Source organism: Streptomyces sp. SYP-A7185 (assembly GCF_046103685.1).
In the GTDB taxonomy this organism is placed as follows: domain Bacteria; phylum Actinomycetota; class Actinomycetes; order Streptomycetales; family Streptomycetaceae; genus Streptomyces.
Genome location: NZ_CP122310.1, coordinates 9749765 through 9771587 on the forward strand (window position 1 = coordinate 9749765; position 21823 = coordinate 9771587).

12 protein-coding genes and 4 pseudogenes are annotated in these 21823 nt (G+C 67.2%); 12 read left to right on the top strand and 4 right to left on the bottom strand.

Going from position 1 to position 21823, the window contains the following annotated elements:
• Positions 1–13 precede the first annotated feature (13 nt).
• From QBL25_RS43365 to QBL25_RS43375, 3 genes are all read left to right on the top strand, one after another.
• Positions 14–4288 carry a LamG-like jellyroll fold domain-containing protein gene (locus QBL25_RS43365; protein WP_409062486.1) on the top strand — a complete coding sequence of 1425 codons (4275 nt, stop codon included), beginning with the start codon at positions 14–16 and terminating at the stop codon, positions 4286–4288.
• Positions 4289–4423: 135 nt separating this feature from the next.
• Positions 4424–11302: a polymorphic toxin-type HINT domain-containing protein gene (locus QBL25_RS43370; protein ID WP_409062487.1), complete on the top strand. Its 6879-nt coding sequence runs from the start codon at positions 4424–4426 to the stop codon at positions 11300–11302.
• A gap of 61 nt (positions 11303–11363) precedes the next feature.
• The gene (locus QBL25_RS43375) at positions 11364–11762 is read left to right on the top strand and encodes a barstar family protein (RefSeq protein WP_409062488.1); all 399 of its coding nucleotides are present in this window, start codon (positions 11364–11366) and stop codon (positions 11760–11762) included.
• 110 nt (positions 11763–11872) lie between these two features.
• Here the strand turns inward: QBL25_RS43375 and QBL25_RS43380 are convergent.
• Positions 11873–13156, bottom strand: a pseudogene (locus QBL25_RS43380) (tyrosine-type recombinase/integrase).
• Positions 13153–13378: pseudogene (locus QBL25_RS43385) on the bottom strand (helix-turn-helix domain-containing protein). Before QBL25_RS43385 ends, QBL25_RS43380 begins: the two co-directional pseudogenes overlap by 4 nt.
• A gap of 218 nt (positions 13379–13596) precedes the next feature.
• On the opposite strand from QBL25_RS43385, the pseudogene QBL25_RS43390 reads away from it, so the two are divergent.
• From QBL25_RS43390 to QBL25_RS43415, 6 genes and pseudogenes are all read left to right on the top strand, one after another.
• Positions 13597–13830: pseudogene (locus QBL25_RS43390) on the top strand (transposase); the annotation flags it as partial.
• A gap of 61 nt (positions 13831–13891) precedes the next feature.
• Positions 13892–14314 (top strand): DUF4259 domain-containing protein, encoded by a 423-nt coding sequence (locus tag QBL25_RS43395; protein WP_409062489.1) that lies wholly within the window; start codon positions 13892–13894, stop codon positions 14312–14314.
• A 309-nt stretch (positions 14315–14623) separates the two neighbouring features.
• A complete protein-coding gene (locus tag QBL25_RS43400) occupies positions 14624–14773 on the top strand; it encodes a hypothetical protein (RefSeq protein WP_409062490.1) in 150 nt (49 codons plus the stop codon).
• A gap of 1515 nt (positions 14774–16288) precedes the next feature.
• A complete protein-coding gene (locus QBL25_RS43405; protein ID WP_409062491.1) occupies positions 16289–16807 on the top strand; it encodes a hypothetical protein in 519 nt (172 codons plus the stop codon).
• Positions 16808–16857: 50 nt separating this feature from the next.
• Positions 16858–17667 (top strand): DUF4253 domain-containing protein, encoded by an 810-nt coding sequence (locus QBL25_RS43410; RefSeq protein ID WP_409062492.1) that lies wholly within the window; start codon positions 16858–16860, stop codon positions 17665–17667.
• Positions 17668–17669: 2 nt separating this feature from the next.
• Positions 17670–17870, top strand: a pseudogene (locus QBL25_RS43415) (DUF4240 domain-containing protein); the annotation flags it as partial.
• A 249-nt stretch (positions 17871–18119) separates the two neighbouring features.
• Here the strand turns inward: QBL25_RS43415 and QBL25_RS43420 are convergent.
• A complete protein-coding gene (locus tag QBL25_RS43420) occupies positions 18120–19142 on the bottom strand; it encodes a hypothetical protein (RefSeq protein WP_409062979.1) in 1023 nt (340 codons plus the stop codon).
• A 308-nt stretch (positions 19143–19450) separates the two neighbouring features.
• Between QBL25_RS43420 and QBL25_RS43425 the strand changes: the two genes are divergently transcribed.
• Genes QBL25_RS43425 through QBL25_RS43435 form a run of 3 tightly spaced genes read left to right on the top strand, consistent with a single transcriptional unit; the run spans position 19451 to position 21156 of the window.
• Positions 19451–19990 carry a winged helix-turn-helix domain-containing protein gene (locus tag QBL25_RS43425; RefSeq protein WP_409062493.1) on the top strand — a complete coding sequence of 180 codons (540 nt, stop codon included), beginning with the start codon at positions 19451–19453 and terminating at the stop codon, positions 19988–19990.
• A complete protein-coding gene (locus QBL25_RS43430) occupies positions 19987–20535 on the top strand; it encodes a transposase (protein WP_409062494.1) in 549 nt (182 codons plus the stop codon). Before QBL25_RS43425 ends, QBL25_RS43430 begins: the two co-directional genes overlap by 4 nt.
• Before the next feature lie 6 nt (positions 20536–20541).
• Entirely contained in the window at positions 20542–21156 is a 615-nt protein-coding gene (locus QBL25_RS43435) for a YdeI/OmpD-associated family protein (RefSeq protein WP_409062495.1), read from the top strand.
• 72 nt (positions 21157–21228) lie between these two features.
• On the opposite strand, the gene QBL25_RS43440 is transcribed toward QBL25_RS43435, so the two are convergent.
• Positions 21229–21823: helix-turn-helix transcriptional regulator (locus QBL25_RS43440; protein ID WP_409062496.1), on the bottom strand; the 595-nt coding region annotated here is incomplete at its 5' end.

Sequence of the window (21823 nt, forward strand, 5' to 3'; positions counted from 1 at the left end):
GCCGGGGTGGGATATGTGGAGGCGCGTGCGTTCGCGTGGTGGGGCCAGGGCGCTGGCGGGTCTGGTCGGCGTGGCGATCGTGGCGGGACTCGCTCCGGCGGCATCCGCGGCGGACGTCGCCCGGGCCGTACCCGCGGCGGCGAAGTCCGCGGCCGAGGAGCCTGCGGCCGCGCAGGCCGGCGCCGAGGCGGCGTTGGCGCAGGCCAAGCGCAGCGGCAAGCCGGTCGAGGTGACCTCGCTGCGCAGTGCGAGCAGCGATGTGTATGCGACTGCTGATGGGAACCTCGAGGCGCGCGAGTACCTGCGCCCGGTCCGCGCCCGCGTGGGTGAGGTGTGGAAGCCGATCGACACCGATTTGGCGAAGTCTGCTGACGGCGGCGTCGCGCCGAAGGTGACCACGGTGGGGCTGGAGTTCTCCGGGGGCGGGGAGACGCCGCTGGTGCGGATGACGAAGTCGGGCCGTGAGCTGGCGCTGTCCTGGCCGGGCAAGCTGCCCGCGCCGCAGTTGGACGGTGCTACGGCCACGTACGGCGATGTGCTGCCCGGTGTGGACCTGCGCATGGGGGCCCAGGAGGACGGCTTCACGCAGCTGCTGGTGGTGAAGTCGGCCAAGGCTGCGGAGAGTTCTGCGCTGGCGCAGCTGCGGTTGAAGCTGGCCGCGGACGGCATGGAGGTCAAGGAGACCGCCCAGGGCGAACTGCAGGCCCTGGACAAGGGTGCCAAGGGCGCGGTGTTCGAGGCGCCCAAGCCGATGATGTGGGACTCCAGTCCCGGCACCAACAGTGCGCCGACCGCGAAGTCCGCGCCGTCCGGCGCCGCGGCGTCGCGGACGGGCAATGCCGCGGCGCAGGCACAGGACGAGCCTGCGGCGGGGGAGTCCGGCAAGCTCGCGCCGGTCGGGGTGGACGTCCCCGCCGGCGGCAAGGAGCTGGTGCTGACCCCGGATGCCGAGGTGCTGAAGGGCAAGGACACCACCTATCCGGTGTTCATCGATCCGCAGTGGTACTCGCCGCGTGCCTCCGCGTGGACGATGGCGTCGAAGTACTGGGATTCCTCGCCGCAGTGGAAGTTCAACGGCGACCACGATGCGGGTATGGGCTACTGCAACTGGTATTACTGCCAGCCCAACGACACCAAGCGGCTGTTCTACCGCATCCCGGTCTCCAAGTTCGCGGGCAAGTCGATCCTGTCGGCCGAGTTCGTGGTGCGTAACACCTGGTCCGCCTCGTGTTCGGATCGCAGTGTGGAGCTGTGGCAGACCAAGGGCATCTCCTCCTCCACCACGTGGAACTCGCAGAACGCGTCCGGGTTTTGGGACAAGAAGCTGTCGACGAAGTCGTTCGCCTACGGGTATTCGGGGTGTGCGGCCAAGGACGCCGAGTTCTCGGTGAAGTCGGCGGTGCAGGCGGCTGCGGACGGCCGGGATTCGACGATGACGTTCGGTCTGCGCGCGGACAGTGAGTCGGATGCCTATGGCTGGAAGCGGTTCTCCGACAAGGCGTTCTTGCGGGTGAAGTACAACCGGCCGCCCGCCCAGCTCAGAATGTCGCAGCTGACGATGGAGTACGGCGGCATATGCAAGAGGTCGGGGGACGCGGCGCGCGTCCGCACCCTGGGGAAGATCGAAGCCAACGAGGTGAAGGACCCCGACGGGGACAGCGTCTCGGTGCAGTTCCAGGCCAAGTGGGACGGCGGCAGCTGGAGTCCGGCCCGCACCACGTCCAAGAGGTCCGGCTCAGAGTTCAAAATCAGCCTGCCTTCGTCGAAGATTCCGGTGAACAAGCAGGTCAACTGGTATGCGCGTGTCTACGACGGGGCGCAGTACTCGCCTTGGTCCTACGCGGGCGACCCGACCGCCTGCTACTTCGTCTATGACACCAAGGTCCCCAAGGCGCCGGCGGTGTCCTCGGGCGAGTACCCGGCCTCCGACTCCGAGGATCCCAACGACCCTTGGTATGACGGGGTGGGCAAGTACGGGTCGTTCGACCTGAAGGCCGCCGACAGCGATGTGACGTCCTACCGGTACGGCATCAACAACGATCCCAGCTCCAAGAACAAGATCACCACGTCCGGTGGTGCGGCGAGGAGCGCGAAGGTGCTGCCCGCCAAGCCGGGGCTGAACTTCATCACGGCCCAGGCCTTCGACACCGCGGGCAACGGCAGCGAGATCCGCACCTACCAGTACCGCGTCAAGGCCGGCCAGCCCGACCGGGCGACCTGGCAGCTGGACGAGGCCGAGGGCGCGGCCCAGACCAAGGGCTCGACACCGGCGCGCACCGCGCAACTGCACGGCGGGGCGGTCCCGGGCGCGGCCGGGGCGCAAGGCACGGCCCTCTCGTTCAACGGCACCGACGGCTACGCCTTCACCGACATCCCCGTGGTCAACACCAGCGGCGGGTTCGCGGTCTCGGCGTGGGTCAAGCTGTCCAAGATGCCCGAGCAGGCGGCGGTCATCGCCACTCAGCCGGGCAACCACTCGCCGGGCTTCGAGCTGTACTACTCCAAGACCTATGACCGCTGGGCGTTCAACCAGTACAAGTCCGATACCGCGGACGCGGGCATCGCCCGCGCCATGGCGGACCAGCCCGGCGGCGCAACGCCGGACAAGTGGACGCACCTGGCCGGGTCCTACGACTCGGTGCGCGACGTGCTGGAGTTGTTCGTCGACGGCAAGCTGGTCGGCAAGACCGCCTACGACAGCCCGTGGGAGGCCCGCCGTGGCCTGCAACTGGGAGCGGCCTCCTACAACGGCGCGCCCTCTGCGTTCTTCCCCGGCGCGGTCGACAATGTGCAGCTGTTCGACAAGCCGCTGGCACAGGACGAGATCGACAAGCTGCACGCGCAGCAGACGGTCGGCGACCCGGGCCGCCCCGCGCTGGCCGTCTTCGACCTCGACGAAGCAGCCGACGCCAAGGAGATCGCCGGACACGGCGGCGTGCTGCCCGCCCACTACCACGGCGGCGTCACCACCGGCGCCCCTGGCATTGCGGGCAAGGCCGCCACGTTCAACGGAACCGACGGCTACGCGAAGATCGGCCAGACCAACGGGCCGCACGTGAACACCTCGCGCAGCTTCACCGTCTCCGCCTGGGCCAAGCTCGACAAGAAACCGGACGGTGCGGCGGTCATCACCGCCCAAGCAGGCAAGGAGCGCCCCGGCTTCGAGCTGTACTACTCCGCCACCTACAACCGGTGGGCGGTCAACCAGTACTCCGCCGACACCGCAGACGCCACACCGATCCGCGCCATGCAGCCAGAGGGCGCCAGCGCGTCCGTGGGGGAGTGGGTGCAACTGGTGGGCGTGCACGACACGATCGCCAACACCCTCACGCTGTACGTCAACGGGGCCCTGGCCGGAGAGACCAAGCTGGCCGGCGCCTTTTACGCCGATCAGTCCATGTACCTCGGGGCAGGCAGCTACAGCGGCGAGGTCAAGAACCACTTCCCCGGCAGCATCGATGACGTGCGTCTGCTGGACCGGCCCGTCTCGGCCGAGGAAGTCCAGCAGATGTTCAAGCAGCGTCCGCTGGTCAAGGGCCGCTGGAACTTCGAGGAGACCAACGCGGCCGGCTCCACCACGCCGGACCTGTCGGCCGGGAAACGCTCGATGAACCTCAGCGGGGGCGCGAAGCTCGGCTCCGGGATGATCGACAACAGCGGGCTGGAGCTGAACGGCACGGACGCCTACGCCGGCACCGTGCTGTCGCCCATCGACACAAGCGCCAGCTTCACCGTTACTGCCTGGGCCCAGGCAGCGGCGCTCCCGGATCACAGCGTGGCCCTGGTCAGCGGGACAGGCCTGCAGCGAAGCGGGTTCACGGTCCGCTTCCAACCGGATTCCAAGGACCCCGAAGGCCTGGGCCGTTGGGAACTGACCATCCCCGCCAAGGACAGCGCCGACTCGCCGGTCACCGTGGTGAGCAACACCGAGTTTTACGACGCACGCGAGTGGAACCACCTGGCGGTGGTCTACGACGGCTTCGCCAAGGAAGCCCGCCTGTACGTCAACGGGGTGCTGCAGGAAGTGGCCTGCGGGGACGTGGACGGCAACGGGGATGCGGACGACACCGCCTGCCAGGACCTCATCGCCTGGGCGGACAACGTCCTGAGCTTCAAGGCGCCCGTGGCCCTTCAGGTGGGCAGGGCCAAGGGCGACGCCGCAGGGACCTACTTCGCCGGCACGGTCGACGATGTGTGGGCCTTCCAGGGCGCTTTGAGCGACCCGCAGATCGAGAAGCTGGCCGGCTCCTGGTTCGACATCCCCACCGACGTACCCGGCGACAGCTGACCCCTGTGGGTGCTGGAGGGCGACCTTCTCCAGCACCCACCCCCCCCTTCCTGACGCGCTCGTATCCGAGCCTTCGGCGCCATGTCATGCCCCTGCGCGGGCTGATTTGTCATGACAAAGGACTGATTCCTCAAGATGAACGGCATACCCAGACCGCGCCGGTTCGCCGCGCTGCGGCGCAGAGCGGCCCTGGCGGTGTCCGCCGTGATGATCGGCACGCTGCTGCAGGCGGTGAGCGCACCGGTCGCGACGGCGGACGGCGGCGGCAGACCAGACCTTCCCTCGGCGGAGAACCCGATCAAGGGCACGGACGGCATCAAGGTCGAGCCGCGCACGATGGCCAAGGGAGCGAAGACTCCGAAGAAGGCACCGAAGGCGGCCTGGCCGAAGGCCGGGTCCGCCGTGGTGGACCTCCAGCAGCCAGCGGCCGGCGGGACCGGGAAGACCGTTGAGGCCAAGGGGCTGCCCCTGGCCGTCGGGGCCCCGAACAAGACGGCATCCAAGCGGGCGGGCGCCAGCGCCCGGTCGGACACGCCCGCAGCGCAGGGCGATGTCCAGGCCCGTGTGCTGAGCCGGAAAGCCGCCGAGCGGGCCGGAGTCAACGGCGTCCTGTTCACCTTGGACCCGGGGGACGACAAGGGCGACAAGCCCGGCAAGGTCAGCGCGGAACTCGACTACTCCAGCTTCGCCGAGGCCTTCGGCGGCAGCTACGCATCCCGCCTCACCCTGGTCAAGCTGCCGGCCTGTGCCCTGGACACCCCGGCGAAAAAGCAGTGCCGCACCCTTGCGCCGCTCCCGACCGCCAACGACACCGAAAAGCAGACCCTCACCGCCCAGTCGGTGGCCCTGCCAGCGTCCGGGCCCACGGTGCTGGCCGCCGTCGCCGACGACAAGAGCGCCAGCGGCGACTACAAGGCCACCTCGCTGTCCCCGTCCGCCACCTGGGACACGGACCTGAACACCGGTGACTTCGCCTGGTCCTACGACATGCCCGTACCCGAGGTGCCCGGCGAGCTGAAGCCGCAGGTCGCACTGTCCTACTCCTCCGGGTCGATCGACGGACGGTCTGGTTCGACGAACAACCAGTCCTCCTGGGCCGGCGACGGGTTCGACCTGTGGCCCGGCTACATCGAGCGCCGCTACAAGCCGTGCGCCGACGACGGGCAGAAGAACGCCGACGGCAACAAGCCCGGCGACCAGTGCTGGGACTACGACAACGCGTTCATCACCTTCAACGGCAAGGGAGGAGAGCTGGTCCCGGCCGGGGACGGCGAGTTCAAGTTCAAGCAGGACGACGGAAGCCGCATCAAGAAACTGTCCTCCACCGACCGCGGCAACGGCGACAACGACGGCGAGTACTGGCGTCTGACCGACCCGGAGGGCGTGCGCTACTACTTCGGCTACAACCGGCTGCCCGGCTGGGCGGACGGCAAGGACACCACCGGATCGACCTGGACCACCCCGGTCTTTGGCAACAACGACGGCGAACCCTGCCACAAGGCATCCTTCGCCGACTCCTGGTGCCAGCAGGCCTGGCGCTGGAACCTCGACTACGTCGTCGACCCGCGCGGCAACGCGATCGCCTACTACTACGACCAGGAGAAGAACTCCTACGGCCGCAACCTCGAAGCCAAGGACAACACCCGCTACACCCGCGGCGGCTCGCTCGGCCGGATCGAGTACGGCCTGAAGTCCTCGGCGATGTACGGCGCCAAGCCACTGGCCAAGGTCGACTTCACCACCTCGGAACGCTGCCTGCCCGACAGCAAGACCAACTGCTCCGACATCGGCAAGGACGCCTTCTACTGGTACGACACGCCCTGGGACATGAATTGCACCGAGGCCGAGGACTGCGACGAGGGACGCCTGTCCCCGACGTTCTTCACCCGCAAGCGGCTGACCGGCGTCACCACCCAAGTCCTCAGCAATGACACCTACAGCAAGGTCGACTCCTGGAAGCTGGGCCACCGCTGGGGCCAGGCGGACATCGACTACCAGCTGCTGCTCGACTCCGTCCAGCACACCGGCCACACGGCCGAGCCCGCGGTGACACTGCCGAAGACCAGCTTCGCCTACACCCAGCTCGCCAACCGGCTGGACAAGATCGGCGACGGCTACGCGCCGTTCATCAAGGCGCGCCTGTCCACGGTCGCCGACGAGTCCGGCGGCCAGGTCGACGTCAACTACTCGGCCCCGGCCTGCGACGCGGACGCGCTGCCCACCCCGCAGACAAACACCACCCGCTGCTTCCCGCAGTACATCGGCGGCTCCAGCTCCGACGACCCGGAGCGCCAGTGGTTCAACAAGTACGTCGTCACCTCGACGACCACCACCGACCGCACCGGCGGCGCGGCCGACGCAGTGACCGCATACGAGTACCTGGACGGTGCGGCCTGGCACTACGACGATGACGACGGCCTGACCAAGAAAAAGTTCAAGACCTGGTCCCAGTGGCGCGGCTACGCCCACGTGCGGGTCACAAGCGGCGGCCAGGGCGGGGGCGACGCCCTCAAGTCCCAGGAAGACTCCTACTTCCTGCGCGGCATGGACGGCGACCGCAAGGACCCCACCGGCGGCACCAAGAGCGTCTCGGTCAGCCTGGGCAGCGACGAAGGCGACCCGATCACCGACCACGAGTCCGCCGCGGGCTTCGGTTACAAGACCGTCGCCTACTCCGGGCCGGGCGGCAAGGCGCTGGAAAAGACGGTGAACCGCCCCTGGCATCACGAGACGGCGAAGAAGGTCCGCGACTGGGGCACGGTGAGCGCCAACTTCACCGGCACCGGGCACTCCAAGACCTGGACCTCGCTGGATGACGGCGCGGGCACCGACTGGCGCATCACCTCCACCGCGACAGACTTCGACACCGTCGCGGGCCGGCCCACACAGGTCGACGACCTCGGCGACAACGCCACGGCCGCCGACAACCAGTGCACCCGCACCACCTACGCCACCAACACCGACGACAACATCCTCACCCTGCCCTCCCGGGCGGAGACCGTCGCCGTCAAGTGCGCCGACACCCCCGACCGCGCCAAGCAGGTCATCTCCGACGTCCGCACCGCCTATGACGGCGGCGCCTACGGGGCCGCGCCCACCAAGGGCGACGCCACCGCGACCGCCACGCTAAAAAAGCACGACGGCACCAAAGCCACCTACCTGGAAACCGGCGCCACCTTCGACGGCTACGGCCGCCCCCTGACCACCACCGACCTGACCGCCGATGTCACCGCCACGGGCAGCGGCGCTCCCACCCGCGCCGTCCGCTCGGACGGCCGCACGTCGACCACCGCCTACAGCCCGGCCACCGGCTTCGCCACCAAGGTCACCGCAACCACCCCGCCGGCCAAGGCCGCCGACACCACCTCGGCCCAGACCACGGTCACCGAGCTCGAGCCGCTGCGCGGCCAGCCCAAGGCGACGGTGGACACCAACGCCAAGCGCACCGAGATGACATACGACGCACTGGGCCGCGCGGAGAAGGTCTGGCTGGCCGACCGCAAGACCAGCCAGACACCCAGCCACCAGTTCACCTACTTCGTGGACGAAGGCCAGCCCGTCGCGGTCCGCACCCAGAGCATCAACAACGAGGGCGGCCAGGTCGCCTCGTACACGCTGTACGACGGATTCCTGCGCGAACGCCAGACCCAGGCCCCCGGCCCCGACGCCGGACGCATCCTCAGCGACACCTTCTACGACGAACGCGGCCTGACGACCAAGACATTCGCCCCCTACTACACCCAAGGCGCACCCAACCGGGCCCTGTTCAAGCCCGCCGACGCCCTCAGCGTAGAGACGCAGACCCGCACCGCCTACGACGGACTGGGACGCGCCACCGAGGAGCGGCAGATCGCCGGAAACGGCGACGGCGGCACCGTCCTCGGCATCACCAAGACGATCTACCGCGGCGACCGCACCACGGTCATCCCCCCCGAGGGAGCCACCGCCGCCACCACTCTCACCGACGCTCGCGGCAAGACCACAGAGCTGCGCCAGCACCACACCCGCAGCCAAAGCGCGGCCTTCGACGCCACCAAATACGGCTACACCCCGCGCGGCGAGCTGGCCAAGGTCACCGACCCGGCGGGCAACGCCTGGACCTACAGCTACGACCAGCTGGGACGCCAGACCGAGACCACGGACCCGGACAAGGGCACCACGACAAGCAAGTACGACGACCGGGGCCAGCCGACCACCACCACCGACGCCCGCGGCACCACGCTGGCCAGCGTCTACGACAACCTGGGCCGCAGGACCGAACTGCGCAAGGACAGCGCCTCGGGCGAGCTGCGCGCCAAGTGGGTCTACGACACCATCACCGGCGCCAAGGGACAGCTCGCCGAATCCACCCGCTACGTGGACGGCGCCGCCTACACCTCCAAGGTCACCGCCTACGACCGGCTGTACCGGCCGATGAAGACCGCCATGGTGATCCCCGACAAGGAAGGCGCCCTGGCCGGCACCTACCAGACCGGCACCAACTACCTGCCCTCCGGCCTGGTGGGCGGCATCAGCTACTCCGCGGCGGGCTCCCTGCCCGGCGGCGGCTACTCCACCACCTACGAGAAAGAGACCCTGCGCCCCATCTCCGTCCTGGGAGACGGCTTCCAGGCCGACACCAGCTACTCGCTCACCGGCAAGCCGCTCCAGTACGCCCTGGGCAGCACCGGGGGAGGCAAGAAGACCTGGGCCACCAACACCTACGAGTGGGGCACCCAGCGCCTGGCCACCTCCCGCATCGACCGCCAGGACCAGCCCGGCGTCGACCAGCTCGACACCTACCGCTACGACCAGGCCGGCAACATCCTGTCCGTCTCGGACGTCTCCCGCTCCGGCACCGACACCCAGTGCTTCACCTACGACTACCTGCGGCGCATGACCGAAGCCTGGACCCAGGGCGACAAGTCCTGCGCCACGGCTCCGGCCGCGGACAAGACCGGCGGCCCGGCCCCCTACTGGCACTCCTACACCTACGACAAGGCCGGCAACCGACTCACCGAAACCCTCCACGACACCGGCGGGGACAACACCAAGAACACCCAGCGCACCTACGACTACCCCAAGCCGGGTGATCCACAGGCGCACTCCCTGACCTCGGTCACCTCGCAACTGCCGGGCGGAACCGCCACCAAGGACTCCTACGGCTACGACGAGACCGGCAACACCACCTCCCGCACCCTGCGCGGCGACACCCAGACCCTGGACTGGGACGCCGAAGGCCACCTCGCCAAGGTCACCGAACCCGTAGAGGGCGAGAAGGACAAGGTCACCGAGTACCTCTACGACACCGACGGCAACCGCCTGATCGCACGTACCCCGACCGAGACCACCCTCTACCTCGGCCACACCGACGTCACCCTGCCCAAGGGAGCGGCCAAAGCCAAGGCCACCCGCTACACCCCTCTGGGCGGCGGCCACCAGGCCGTCAAGGAAGACAACGGCACCGTCACCTTCACCACCGCCGACCACCAGGGCACCGGCCAACTCGCCATCGCGGCGACCGACCTGGCCCTCACCCAGCGCCGCACCCTCCCGTTCGGCGGCCCACGCGGCGAGGCGCCGAAGTCCTGGCCCGGCACCAAGGGCTTCGTCGGCGGCACCGACGACACCAAGTCCACGGGCCTCACCCACCTCGGCGCCCGTGAATACGACCCCACCACCGGCCGTTTCATCTCCGTCGACCCACTCATGGACCTGACGGACCCGCAGCAGATGAACGGCTACATCTACGGGAACAACAGCCCGCTGGTGTACTCCGACCCGACCGGGTTGTCGTGGGCTTCTGATCTCTGGAAGTCAATCGCGAAGACCACAAAGAAGATCATCGGCAGGATATTCGGTGGCAGCGGCGGCAGCGGTGGCGGCGGGAGCTACTCCGGCAGCGGCGGCGGACATGCGAGCAGCGCCGTGTACACCGGCGGCAGGAACAGCCGTGCGACACAGGCCGGAATGCCCAACCCGTTCGGGTTTATGGACGGCATATTTCCCAAAACGAGAAAATTCTTTTCCGGTGGCGGCGCGTGGGAAGCGACGAAGGAATTCGTTCTTCCTGACGTCAACTCCTGGAAGGCTTGCGGGCGAAACCCCGGAGTCACCCTGGATTGTGCCAGTGCGGGGATGGACACACCGTGGGGAAGGATCTTCAAACCGTTCAAGGGTGCCATCAAGGGCCTCAAGAAGGCAGAAGAGGGAGCGGAAGAGGGGGAAGCAGCCGGTAAGGCCACGAAGGGTGCCCCCTCCGGCTGCAAGTGCTTCCTGGCCGGCACCGATGTCCTCATGGCCGACGGCACGAGCAAGAACATCGAGGACGTCGAACTCGGCGACAAGGTCCTTGCCACCGACCCGAATACCGGCGAGACCAGTGAACGCGAAGTCACTGCGACCATCGTCACCGACGACGACAAGCAGTTCACCGAACTCACCATCTCCACACCCGACGGTGCCGAGGAACTGACCGCCACCTATGAGCACCCCTTCTGGTCGGTCGACCAGAAGGACTGGGTCGAAGCCGGAGACCTCAAACCCGGCATGACCCTGCGCACGGACGACGGCCGCACCGTCACCGTGACAGACACGCGTCAGTACCGTGACTCCGCCCGCACATACAACCTCACCATCGAAGGCCTCCACACGTACTATGTACTGGCGGGGGAGACGCCGGTACTTGTTCACAACAGCAACTGCCTCTTCGGTGCCCCGCTCAAGGAAGGGATTTTCGGCCAGAGCAAGGCCGCAACCCGGAGCCGAATACAAGAGGTTGTTGACTTCTACGACATGAACGGGCGACCGCCTGCCATGACGCATCAGGGCGGTAGGAGAGGTCGACCTGCCGGAGAGTATGGCAACGGAAATGGGCAGCTCCCAGATAGGCCGCTCGGCTTCTACACGGAGAGCGATGTTTGGCCGTCCGGTAGAGGAACGGGGAATCGAGGGGCGGAGCGTCTCGTATTCGGACGGAAGGGTGAGGTGTACTACACCTCAAATCATTACGACAATTTCATCCGGCTTCGATGAGGAGCTGGCGAAAGGTTGATGAAACGTGCAGTGGCGACCGATCTCTAGCGTCATCCCAGGGATGTCTTCCCCGCCCTATCTGCTTCCGGAGGCAGGCCGAGACGAGGTCAGACGTCACGTAGAGGGCCAGGGATTCCAGGTCCGAGGCGTCGATGCCTCAAGCTTCGAATCGGAGCGTGACGCCTCTCTAGCTGTTGGGCGAGAGCTTGACTTCCCGGGCTACTTTCGTGGTGGCTGGGATGGGTTCTTCGACTTGCTGTCTGCCGAGTTCCAGGAGAAGCCGCGCCGATTGATCGTGGGGCTTCTGAACTCGGATGTTCTTGCAGGTCGTGATTTGCGCCTGTTCGTCAACATGTCGTGGCATCTTCAGAATGCGACAGAAACGATCGAGTCTGAGGGTGGCGGTGAATGGCAGCTGGAATTCTTCTACTGGGGATCTTGGCGCCCAGAGGGAGAGTGAGGTTGGCGCTCTGTCCGTGATCGCGTTGTGAGCGATAGCGAAATACAGGCCCCACCGAGGCCTTCCGGTGGGGCCTGTGCGGTGTCTGACGGCAGTAGTTGACGGCAGCGTCAGCGGACGGGGAGGGGGACGGGGACGGCGGAGGGCGACGATTCGTCGTCGGAGCTGGCCGTCTCGGTGGTTTCCCGGCTGCCGAGCGTGGTGCCGAGGGTGTCGATGGCCTCGCGCTGGAGGCGGAGTCGGACGTGGGCGTAGACGGTGGCGGTGACGCCGATGTGGGCGTGGCCGAGGAGTTCCTTGATCACGACGAGTTCGACGCCCTGTTCCAGGAGCAGGGTGGCGGTCGAGTGGCGGAGGTCGTGGAAGCGGATGCGGCGGAGGCCGGCCTTGCGGAGGAGCGTGGTGAAGGCGCGGGTGAGGTTGGTCGGGTCGATCGGTCGGCCCTGCACCGTAGTGAACACGTGCCCGTGGTGCCGCCACGTCGTGCCCGCGGCCTCACGCTCGCGCTGCTGCTGCTCGTGGTGGAGCTTCAGTGACTGGAGCAGCGGGTGGGGAGGGCGATACGGCGCTCGGAGGCCCGGGTCTTGGTGGGCAGCGTGGTGAGTCCGCCGGTGCTGATGCGCTGGAGGGTTCGGCGGATGGCGGCGGTGCCGGCGTCGAGGTCGAGGTCTTCCCAGTGCGAGGAGTTCGCCTTTGCGGAGTCCGGTGTGGAGGGCGAGTTCGAACAGCGTGCGCAGCCGGTGTCCGCGCGTTGCGGTGAGGAGGTGGCGGGCTTCGTCGGCGGTGAGGGGTTCGAAGCGGCGGGGCCTTGGTGTGCCGGTGCGGACGTTGCGGGCGACGTTGCGCGGGATCTCTTCCTCGCGTACGGCGTGCTCCAGGGCGGACTTGAGGACGGAGTGCACGTAGGCCAGGGTCAGGGGCGAGAGTCGCTTGGAGCAGCACTTTCCGGCGGCGCAGCACAGGGGTTGGTCGTGGGCGGCGTCGAGGCCGCGGGCGCAGCATTGGCAGGTGGTGCGGAGCTGGTTGACCCAGGTGCGGACGTCCTTGGCGGTGAGTTTGGCCAGCTTCTTCCGCCCCAGGCCGGGGATGAGGTAGAGCCGGGTGACGGCGGTGTAGCGAATGTGAGTGTTCTCCCGGAGGTGGTGGACGGCGACGTTCTCCAGCCAGTACGTCAGGTACGCGGCCACGCTGCCCTTCGCGGAGGGCATGGGGCTGCCGCGGTTGCTGGCGGCGATCTTCTCGGTGAGCTTGGCCAGGGCTTCCTTGCGGGTGTTGCCGGGGGCCAGCACGTATCCGGCGGCTTCCCAGCGGCTGTCCTTGCGCTGGTACACGGTCCCGTCGCCGTTGGCGCGGACGCGGCGGGAGGCGGGGGTGTCGCGGGGTGTGGTCGTCAGGCGGCTTCCTGTTCAAGACGGGTGCGGATGAAGTCGGCCAGAGCGTGGGCGGGGATGCGGAGAGCGCGGCCGAGGGTGATCGAGGCGAGCTGGCGGGGAGCGCAGCAGGTCGTAGACGGCGGAGCGGCCGAGCTGGAGGCGGGCCATCACCTGGGGCACCGTCAGCAGATCCAGCAACGGGGCCACCTCCGTGCGGAGGACGGTGGGCGGGGGCGAGACCATCAGCTGCCGCCTTCGGCCGTGAACTGCTGTTCCAGTTCCTTGCGGTGCCAGACGTGGGCGGCGAGGAGCGTGGCGCCGGGGCTGTAACCCGAGCCCAGGTAGTCCCAGCGACCGACGACGAGAGGGGTCGTCGGTTCGTGCTCGGGCAGGCCAGCGTGGACGCGGGTCTGTTCGGTGCGCCAGGCCCGGCGGGCGTCGCGCAGCGCGCCGAGCGGAAGGGAGAACGACTTCCGCAGTGGCTCGACGCCGTCCGGCAGGACGACCTTGCCAGCCTCCACACTCTCGCGGCGGGCTTCGACCGAGACCGCGACGCCGTCACCGCCGGACTGGCCCTGCTCTGGAACTCCGGCGTCGTCGAAGGACACGTCAACCGGATCAAGATGCTCAAGCGCCAGATGTTCGGTCGCGCTGGCTTCACACTGCTCCGCAAGCGGATCCTCCTCGCCCCGTGACCGATGTCAGTGGCTCCTGGAACCATGCCTTCGTCCGAGACAGCCGTATCAGGAGCTATGCATGGGAACGTGGGGAACCGGCCCGTTCGACAGCGACCTCGCCGCAGACTTCGTCGATGAACTTGAGGGACTCACCCACCAGCAGGTCATCGACGTGCTGGAGTGGGCATTCCAGCGAGTCACCGACTCGGGAGAACGCGTCGATGGCGGAGACGGGGCCGAAGCTGTTGCCGCTGGCGCTCTCGTCGCGAGCACCCTCCCGGACAGTCCCATCGTGATTGACCCGGACGACGGCCCCGGGGAACCGCTGCCCGAACTGCCAGCCTCCCTTCGCGCGTCGGCGAGACTCGCACTGGACCGGGTTCTCCAGGACGGATCAGAGTTGGCAATCGGCTGGGTGGACAGCGCCGACGCTGACCAGTGGCGCCAGGAGGTACGGCAGATCCTCCAAGCACTCGAAACACCCACTGATCACTCATCGTGACCGCTTCACGGAAGGCGTGCCAGAACCGCTACCCGTGAACAAAGCTCCGAGCAGCAGCCAGCCATACGGGAGGGCGTGTTGCTGCTGCTCGGGGCATGACGAACCAGGCCCGTCGGGTGGGCATGGGTTCAGTGAGGGGGATGCGGCCTATGCCGCGCCCGCTGTGACGGCTCGGCACTGCCGTGGCAGGCGACTCTTGCGCCCCTGATCAACTGGCGCGGCGAACTGATGGGCCAATACCTGCTTGTCGATTTTTGCGACGGGAATGAGCGGCAAGTCGGCGAGGCAATGCATCGTGTCCGGCACCAAGTGTTCCTGTCCGAGGTGGGACGGGACGTGGTCGCGGAGACGGTGCTCGTCGACCGGTCCTTCTACGTCGGTGATGGCGGCGTGGACACGGTCGCTGTCGACTTGGGAGTCGGGGACGGCGCGGACGGCTGCGCCCTCACTCCCGGGTAGGTCGGGAGGGCTTCCTCGATGATCTGGGGATAGACGCGGGTTCCGGTGGCGTAGTGGGTAATAAGTTCTTTTGCTCGCCCGGCGAGGGTGAGGTAGCCGCCCGCGCTGAGGTGTCCCCGGTCTCCGGTGTTCAGCCACCCCTTTTTGATGGGATGTCCGCTGCGGGCGGGGCTCAGATAGCCCTCCATCATCCCTGGTCCGGCTACCCCGATCCCTCCACTCTGGCCGGCGCGCAGCGCTGGTCCGTTGGCGCCCGGGATGTCGATGCGGGCACCGCCCAGAGGGCGGCTCTCGGAGGTTGGGATCGTGCGGTTTGGGGCATTGATCGCGTCAGCTGGCCATGTGAGCCTCGCCCCGGTGGCATGCGCTGGCTGCTGGCGAGTTCAAGCTGGTATGCGTACTACTCGCCCTGCTGTCCCGGCTTCTAGGCCGAGACGTCGTAGACGACGTTCCTGCTTGGAAGCCCGACCCAATCGACGCGGCACCACAGATCACGCCTAGAGGGCCTAACTGTGCCTTCCCCGTGCTGACTCACCGGGGCGGGCACCGCTGCAGTGCGCTGGGGAGCGCCGTACTTGTGGCTTGAGTGACCCGCCGACCATGCAAGTTCGGAAGGCTTTAGATCATGTTTCCCCTGCCGGACACGGCCCCCTGGTGGGCTGTCTTGGCTGTTGTCACATTCGGAATCGTGGTGTTCGGAGTGCGCGGCTTCATCCGTGCCGTGTGGCCGCAGAACTCCGCTCACCGCAAGGTGCTCCTTCAGGAGTGGCAACAAGAGCGGGCACGTCGGCGCCGGGAGCTGAAGGGCGGAAAGTAGGGCCTCTATTCGGCGGGTGGCAACCCGTCAGGGACTGTATTCCGGGAGAGCCCCATTCGCAGTTGCCGACGACGCTGCCTTCCCTCCAGTCGTGGAAGTCGCAGATTGCCGCCGTCAGGAGTCGGGCTCGTTTGGTGGGGGTGGTGGCGCGGTACGGCCGCGCCGCCGGGTGCTGCGGGCCGCCCCTGGCCGATATCACCGACCGGGCTACTACCGCCACGCCCGTTGTGGACATCGCCCGCCCCGCGCCAAACCCAGCGCGGGGGCCAGACTGCGCGGGATCGGGTGCAGTGTGCCATCGGTTCCCGTCCTAAGCCCTCCTAGATTCGGCGAACTCGCCGGTTTCCGGTCAGCGGCGAGTCGATGGTCAAGGCGCACATCATGGACGGCGACATGGTCGCCGTCAGGGTGCAGCCGGACGCCGAGATCGTCGCTTCTCTGGGGGAGAAGTGTGGCGCAACACGTTCCCAGAGGGATCGGTGCAACTCAGCGGCTTTGCGGACGAGGGTAGTGGGCGCAACAGGTGTAGTGCTATCGCTAGATCGAGCGAATCGCTAGCGCCGGGGCAGATCCCAACATCCCCAAGCCAGTCATTAGCGGATCAATTGCAGCTGCCCCAGTCGACGCAACCGCACCCACCGAAACCGCTGTTGTTACCGTGCAAGAAGCCCCGTTTGCGCAGCTGAGGAGGTCAGCGGGTGTCCGCACTGGACTTCTATGCCCATGTCGCTACCCGCAGCGACGTACTCGGCGTCGGCTTGGGTTCTGATCCTGACGCCTGGGAAGCCGCCCTGGGCGGCCAATTCCTCGACGTGCCCGGTGGCGGCCTCCTGCGCCGGGACTACGGACTCGTGGAGATCAACTTCTCGGCAGAGCAGCCGGGGCTGGAGGGACAGATGTCATGCTTCGGCTTCGGTGTGAAGATCCAACGACTGCTGTACGTCCCATCGGCGGACATGGTGCCCCCTGTGCTCGCGCGGAAGTATGGGGACTTCGCGCCCACAGTCCGTTTCGATGAACTGCAGGCCGCCATCCTGGCCCTCGGGCACACCCTCGAGCTCGACACGGACAACACGTCGCGGGACATGGATTGCTATCGCGTATCCGATTCCGCGGCTCGCATCCACGTCATCTCCGACCTCCATCCATACGGGTCCGGGACCCCTGATCCAGTCGGGCATCAGGTAGGCGATGTCTGGTCCATCGACTTGTGGTGACCACTCCCGCTGAAAGGACCAATGTCAGACCCACCTCATAGCATCCGCTCGTGAACCTCGACCTCCTTCTGTCCCGGGGAATATCCCTGCCGCCTGGACGCATGATCACCTCGGATGAAGGTGCCGGCGACCTGCAACCTCTGTGGCTGAGCGACAGCCCCGCCTCTGCCGACCTGTGGGCGCAGCTGCGTGGCGAACATGCCGCCTCCGGGCTGTGGCCGCTGCTGCTCGACTCCCTGGACCCGCACGACTCAGACTTCCGGCCCTGGGGCTGCGGCGAACTGTCTCCCGAGCGTATGTCTTCCCCCGCCGAGCACGACGCCGAGCAACTTCTCGCCCGCTGGTGGCAGGACTACACGGCCACGGACGAAGACGACGACCAGTTCACCGCCGAGGAACGCCTGGCTGTCACCGCTCCCTTCGGCCAGACCTGGCCCGGTACTGCAGCCACCCGCGGGATCTCCGCGGACCCCGATGGAATGGCCGAGCAGTACGCGCGGGCCTTCCTGGCCCAGAACCCGCAAGCACGTCTCGGCCTCGTCTCGGCACCCTGCGGAGCCGATGCCCTCACCGCCGTCGGGTGGGACGGACCTGCCAACTACGACAACGACACAGCTACCTTCTCGGCCGTCGTCCGCGGCTGGGAGGATCGCTTCGGTGCGCGCGCTGTCGGCGTCGGACTCAGCACCCTCCACCTCAGCGTTGCCGCACCGCCCAGCGCACTTGAGGAGGCCCTGGCCATTGCCGCTGAGCACTTCGCCTTCTGCCCCGACAGCATCTGGCAAGGCGCGCACCGCGACCTGGTCGCGTATGCCGAGCACCTCATCGATCTGAACTGCTGGGAGTTCTGGTGGGACTGACCATGGACAACGACCGCTTCTGGCACCTGATCGAACAAGCCCGCCGCCTCGCCGCCGACCCGACCGATGCCGACGAGGTCACCAGCCACGCCACCACACTGCTCGCTGTCCATCCACCAGCAGAGATTCTCCAAGCGGAGCAGGTCCTGTGGGACTTGATGGCCGCCTCCTACCTCGCTCCGCTGTGGGCCGCCGCGTACCAGATCAACGGTCGTACCGTCTGGCCGGCGGGAGGGCGGGTCAGCCGGCGGCCGCAGTGTGCAGCGGGTGCACGGTCTGTCCGAGCTTCTCGGGCAACGGACCGTGTTCGACAAACGGGATCCGAAGGCGCAGCGGAGGGTGGGTACGCAGCCCGCGCGTGGTCACCCAGACGCGGGGCAGGAAAGAGTGAGCGCACTCGCGGTCCAGGTCCTCGCACGACATGTCGGCCACGGCGGTCGGGCCGCGGGTGCTCAGCGCATGTTCGCTGCCTCGTCGATACGCCAGACCGCCTCGCGGACCTTCGATTCGAGATCCTCGAACTCGTCCTCAAGTGCCGCGAGCTCGGCGAAGAGCGTGTGCTTGTCGTCCATGTCTTCCATCGCTGTGGCCCGCTCGATCCAGGACTTCACGTCCTTCATCGTGAGGGGATACTTCCGGCTCCGCAGCACCTCGTTGTCGAAGATCGCTTCGATGTCTCCGTCTTCGATTTGCATGATGCGAATCGCGTCGCCCGGGGCCGTGCCATTGACGCTGTTCTCCTCCACGTAGGCGAGTCCCGACTCAAGATCGTCGAGGCGTCCAAGAAGATGATCGACCAGCGCGGTCCTCACCGCTGCCAGGTCAAGGCCAACTTCCTCCCTTAGTTGTTTCGCTGCCCGATGGGACACCTCGAAGGGGTCATGGTGGCCGGGGCGGGAGTCCTGGAAGCGTGCCAGCTCAGGGCCCAGGGCGCCGTCACCGATCAGCACTCCCGGCTCGTACAGGTCGAGGACGGTGCATGCCGCATCGAAGTAGATCAGGACTGCTGGACGGATCACGTCAACGCGGTGCTGGTCACGGTGGTAGGTCTCGTTCCGGTAGTCGTGCAGCTTCTTCAGCACCGGCGCGATGCTGCCAGGTAGCCTCGTCCGCTCGACGAGAAAGTCGATCTTGTCTCCGAAGTTGTCGTTGATCTTCTTTCGTTTCCTTTTCGAGGTCACCATCGCTTCGAGCTTCTTGATCTCTGAGCTGAGCTGGTCGTCGCTCGGCCCTCTGGCGAACCGGCGGTGCAGGGGGTTGTCGCTCTTGCGCATCGCTTCGATCCGACGGAGGTTCTCAAGCTGATCGAAGTGGTAGCGCTCGCCGTCGAGTTCGGTTTCGGCCATGCGGTGCATGATCAGTTCGACGGCGCTGTCGAGCAGGATGTGGGCCAGCCGCAGCTGTGGGACCCGTCCGACCTCGATGAGGCGCTTGACCTCTTCGAATTGCACGACTACCAGTTCGAGGCGTTTCATCGGCCTGCCTTCCGCTTTCCGCCCGGCTCGCGGCCGAGGACTCATCACCGTAGTGAGCGGGCAACAGGGCCAGCACCTGAGTTTCTGAGGGCCGCGATCGTGGCAGCACACGAACTCGAATCGCTGCCCAAAGCGTCACATGCGCCTCATCTCCAAGGCCTTGGACGGCGGAGCACGACGACTGGCCTGCCGGTCGGCGACATCATCATGCGGTCGGCGACCGTCCGCCGCTCCGTGCGGACTACTGACCTTGTCTGTGTGTTGTCGTGGGCGCTGACAGCTGGCGAGTTCCGCAGTACGCCGGAGTCATGAGGTATCCGCAAGGCGGCGGTCTGACTGCCGAGCGGCAGATGTTTCGCGAGCGCATCCGCATGGACGCGGCCGAGATGTTTGCCGCCGGACAGGGCAATGATGCGGTTGCGAAGCGCCTGAGGGTCAGTGTCCGCTCGGTGCAACGATGGCGCCGCGCCTGGGAGGAAGCGGGGCGGCAGGGCCTGCGCTCGATGGGATCGGCAGCCCGGCCGGGACTGAGCGAGGCCCTGTTTACGGTACTGGAACAGGAGTTGGCCAAGGGGCCGGTGGCGCATGGCTGGCCAGACCAGACCTGGACCCTGGCCAGGATCAAGACGCTCATCGGGCGCCGGTTCCACAAGAGCTTCACCCTCTCCGGCATCGCGAAGATGCTGCGGCGGCACGGCTTCAGCCACCAGGTGCCGGCCCGGCGGGCACTGGAGCGCGACGAGGAGAAGGTGGCGGGCTGGGTGAAGGAGACCTGGCCACAGGTGGAAGCACCGCGGCGGCGCTGGGGGCCTGGCTCTGCTTCGAAGATGAGGCCGGATTCTCGATGACGCCGCCCACCCGCCGCACGTGGTCCAAACGCGGGCACACACCGGTGATCCATGTGCGAGGACGTTCCCAGCGCCGATTCTCCACCGCCGCCCTGGCCTGCTACAAGCACGACGAACACTCCCGGCTGATCTTCCGGCCCAAACACCATGTGCGGCCCCGAGATGCCCCGCGCAGAAGCTTCTCCTGGAGCGACTACCGCGACCTGCTGATCGCCGCACACAGGCAGCTCAACGGCCCGATTGTTCTCGTCTGGGACAACCTCAATGTGCACAAAGACGCCCGACTGCAGACCTTCATCGACGACCACGACTGGATAACCGCCTACTTCCTGCCGCCTTACGCACCCGACCTCAACCCCGTCGAAAGCATCTGGTCACTCCTCCGCAGGAGTTGTCAGGCCAACACTGCCTTCACCGACCCAGACCACCTCATCAACGCACTCCGGCGAGGCCTGCGCCAGCTGCAGTACCGCAGCGACATCATCGACAGTTGCCTGGCCACGACCCGACTCACCCTGACGACAACACACAGACAAGGTCAGTAACCTGCGGTGGTGACCGGAACCGAGCTGGATGAGTTGATCGTTGCCGACGGCGCGGCGCTGCGCGCGTGGCTGCTGGACAACCACACCGCCTCTCCTGGCGTGTGGCTCGTCCTGACCAGGAAGGGCGGCACCGTTACCACGCTGACCTGGCAGCAGGCGGTCGACGAGGCACTGTGCTTCGGCTGGATCGACGGGCAGGCCCGCAAGCGCGACGAGGAGAGCTCCTGGCGGCGGTTCACCCCGCGCCGGCCCCGCAGCGTCTGGTCCCAGCGCAACGTCGCCAACGTGGCCCGGTTGGAGGCGGCCGGCCTGATGCAGCCCGCCGGCCGCGCCGCGGTCGACGCCGCGAAGGCCGACGGGCGGTGGACGGCCGCCTATGCGCCGTCATCGGAAGCGGAGGTGCCGGCCGACCTGCGCGTCGCAATCGCCGCCGACCCAGCGGCGCAGGCGATGTTCGAGGTACTCACCAAGACCAACCGCTTCGCCCTCATCAGCCGGGTCAATGCCGTCAAGCGGGCCGAGACGCGAACCCGGAAGATCGCCGAGTGCGTGGCGATGCTGGTCCGGCACGAGACGATCCACCCGCAGAGAGCCAGGCCAGCGGACCCGCCGGCGTCGTGACCGGGCTCCTGCCGGAACGGACAAACCCAGCCTATTGAGCGGAACTGTTCTCGAAGCCCTGCCTCGTCCGCTTCAAGACGGGTGAAGGTCTCCGCTGGTGCGCGGCTGGCCGTATCGTTCGACGAGGGCGTTGCCGATCGAGGCCAGGTGGTCTCGGACCTCTGGAGGGCCGGTCACCTCGACCCATTCGACCAGCCCGGAGAGCGCGCCGGCGAGGATGTACTCATTGGGGCCGCGGATCACGACCTCGATGCGGCCATCGGTCGTGGAACCTCCCACGTCGAGCCGGTCGCCGAGCGCCATCCGGAGTATGCCTATCCCGTCGGATGTGCATACCGCCTGGACCTCCAGCGGCGTTCGTCTGCGATCGACCTCTTTGGCGATCTCATTCCAGCTCTCGGCAAGGTCGAAGTCCCCGGGTCGGTGCACGGGGTCGCCGGTCGGGTCGGCGGACGACACGCGGTCGATCCGGAAGATCCGTCGGCCGGTCTCGGAGTTGGAGACGAGATACCACACAGGGCCTTTGGCGACGATGCCCAGCGGGTGGACTGTTCTCCGGGTTTCGACGCCTTTGCTGTCGACGTAGCCGAGCGATACCTGGACGCCGCGGATCACCGCGTCCTGGAGTTCGTCGAGGAAGCAAGGCGGCCGGTGCTCGATCCGGCTC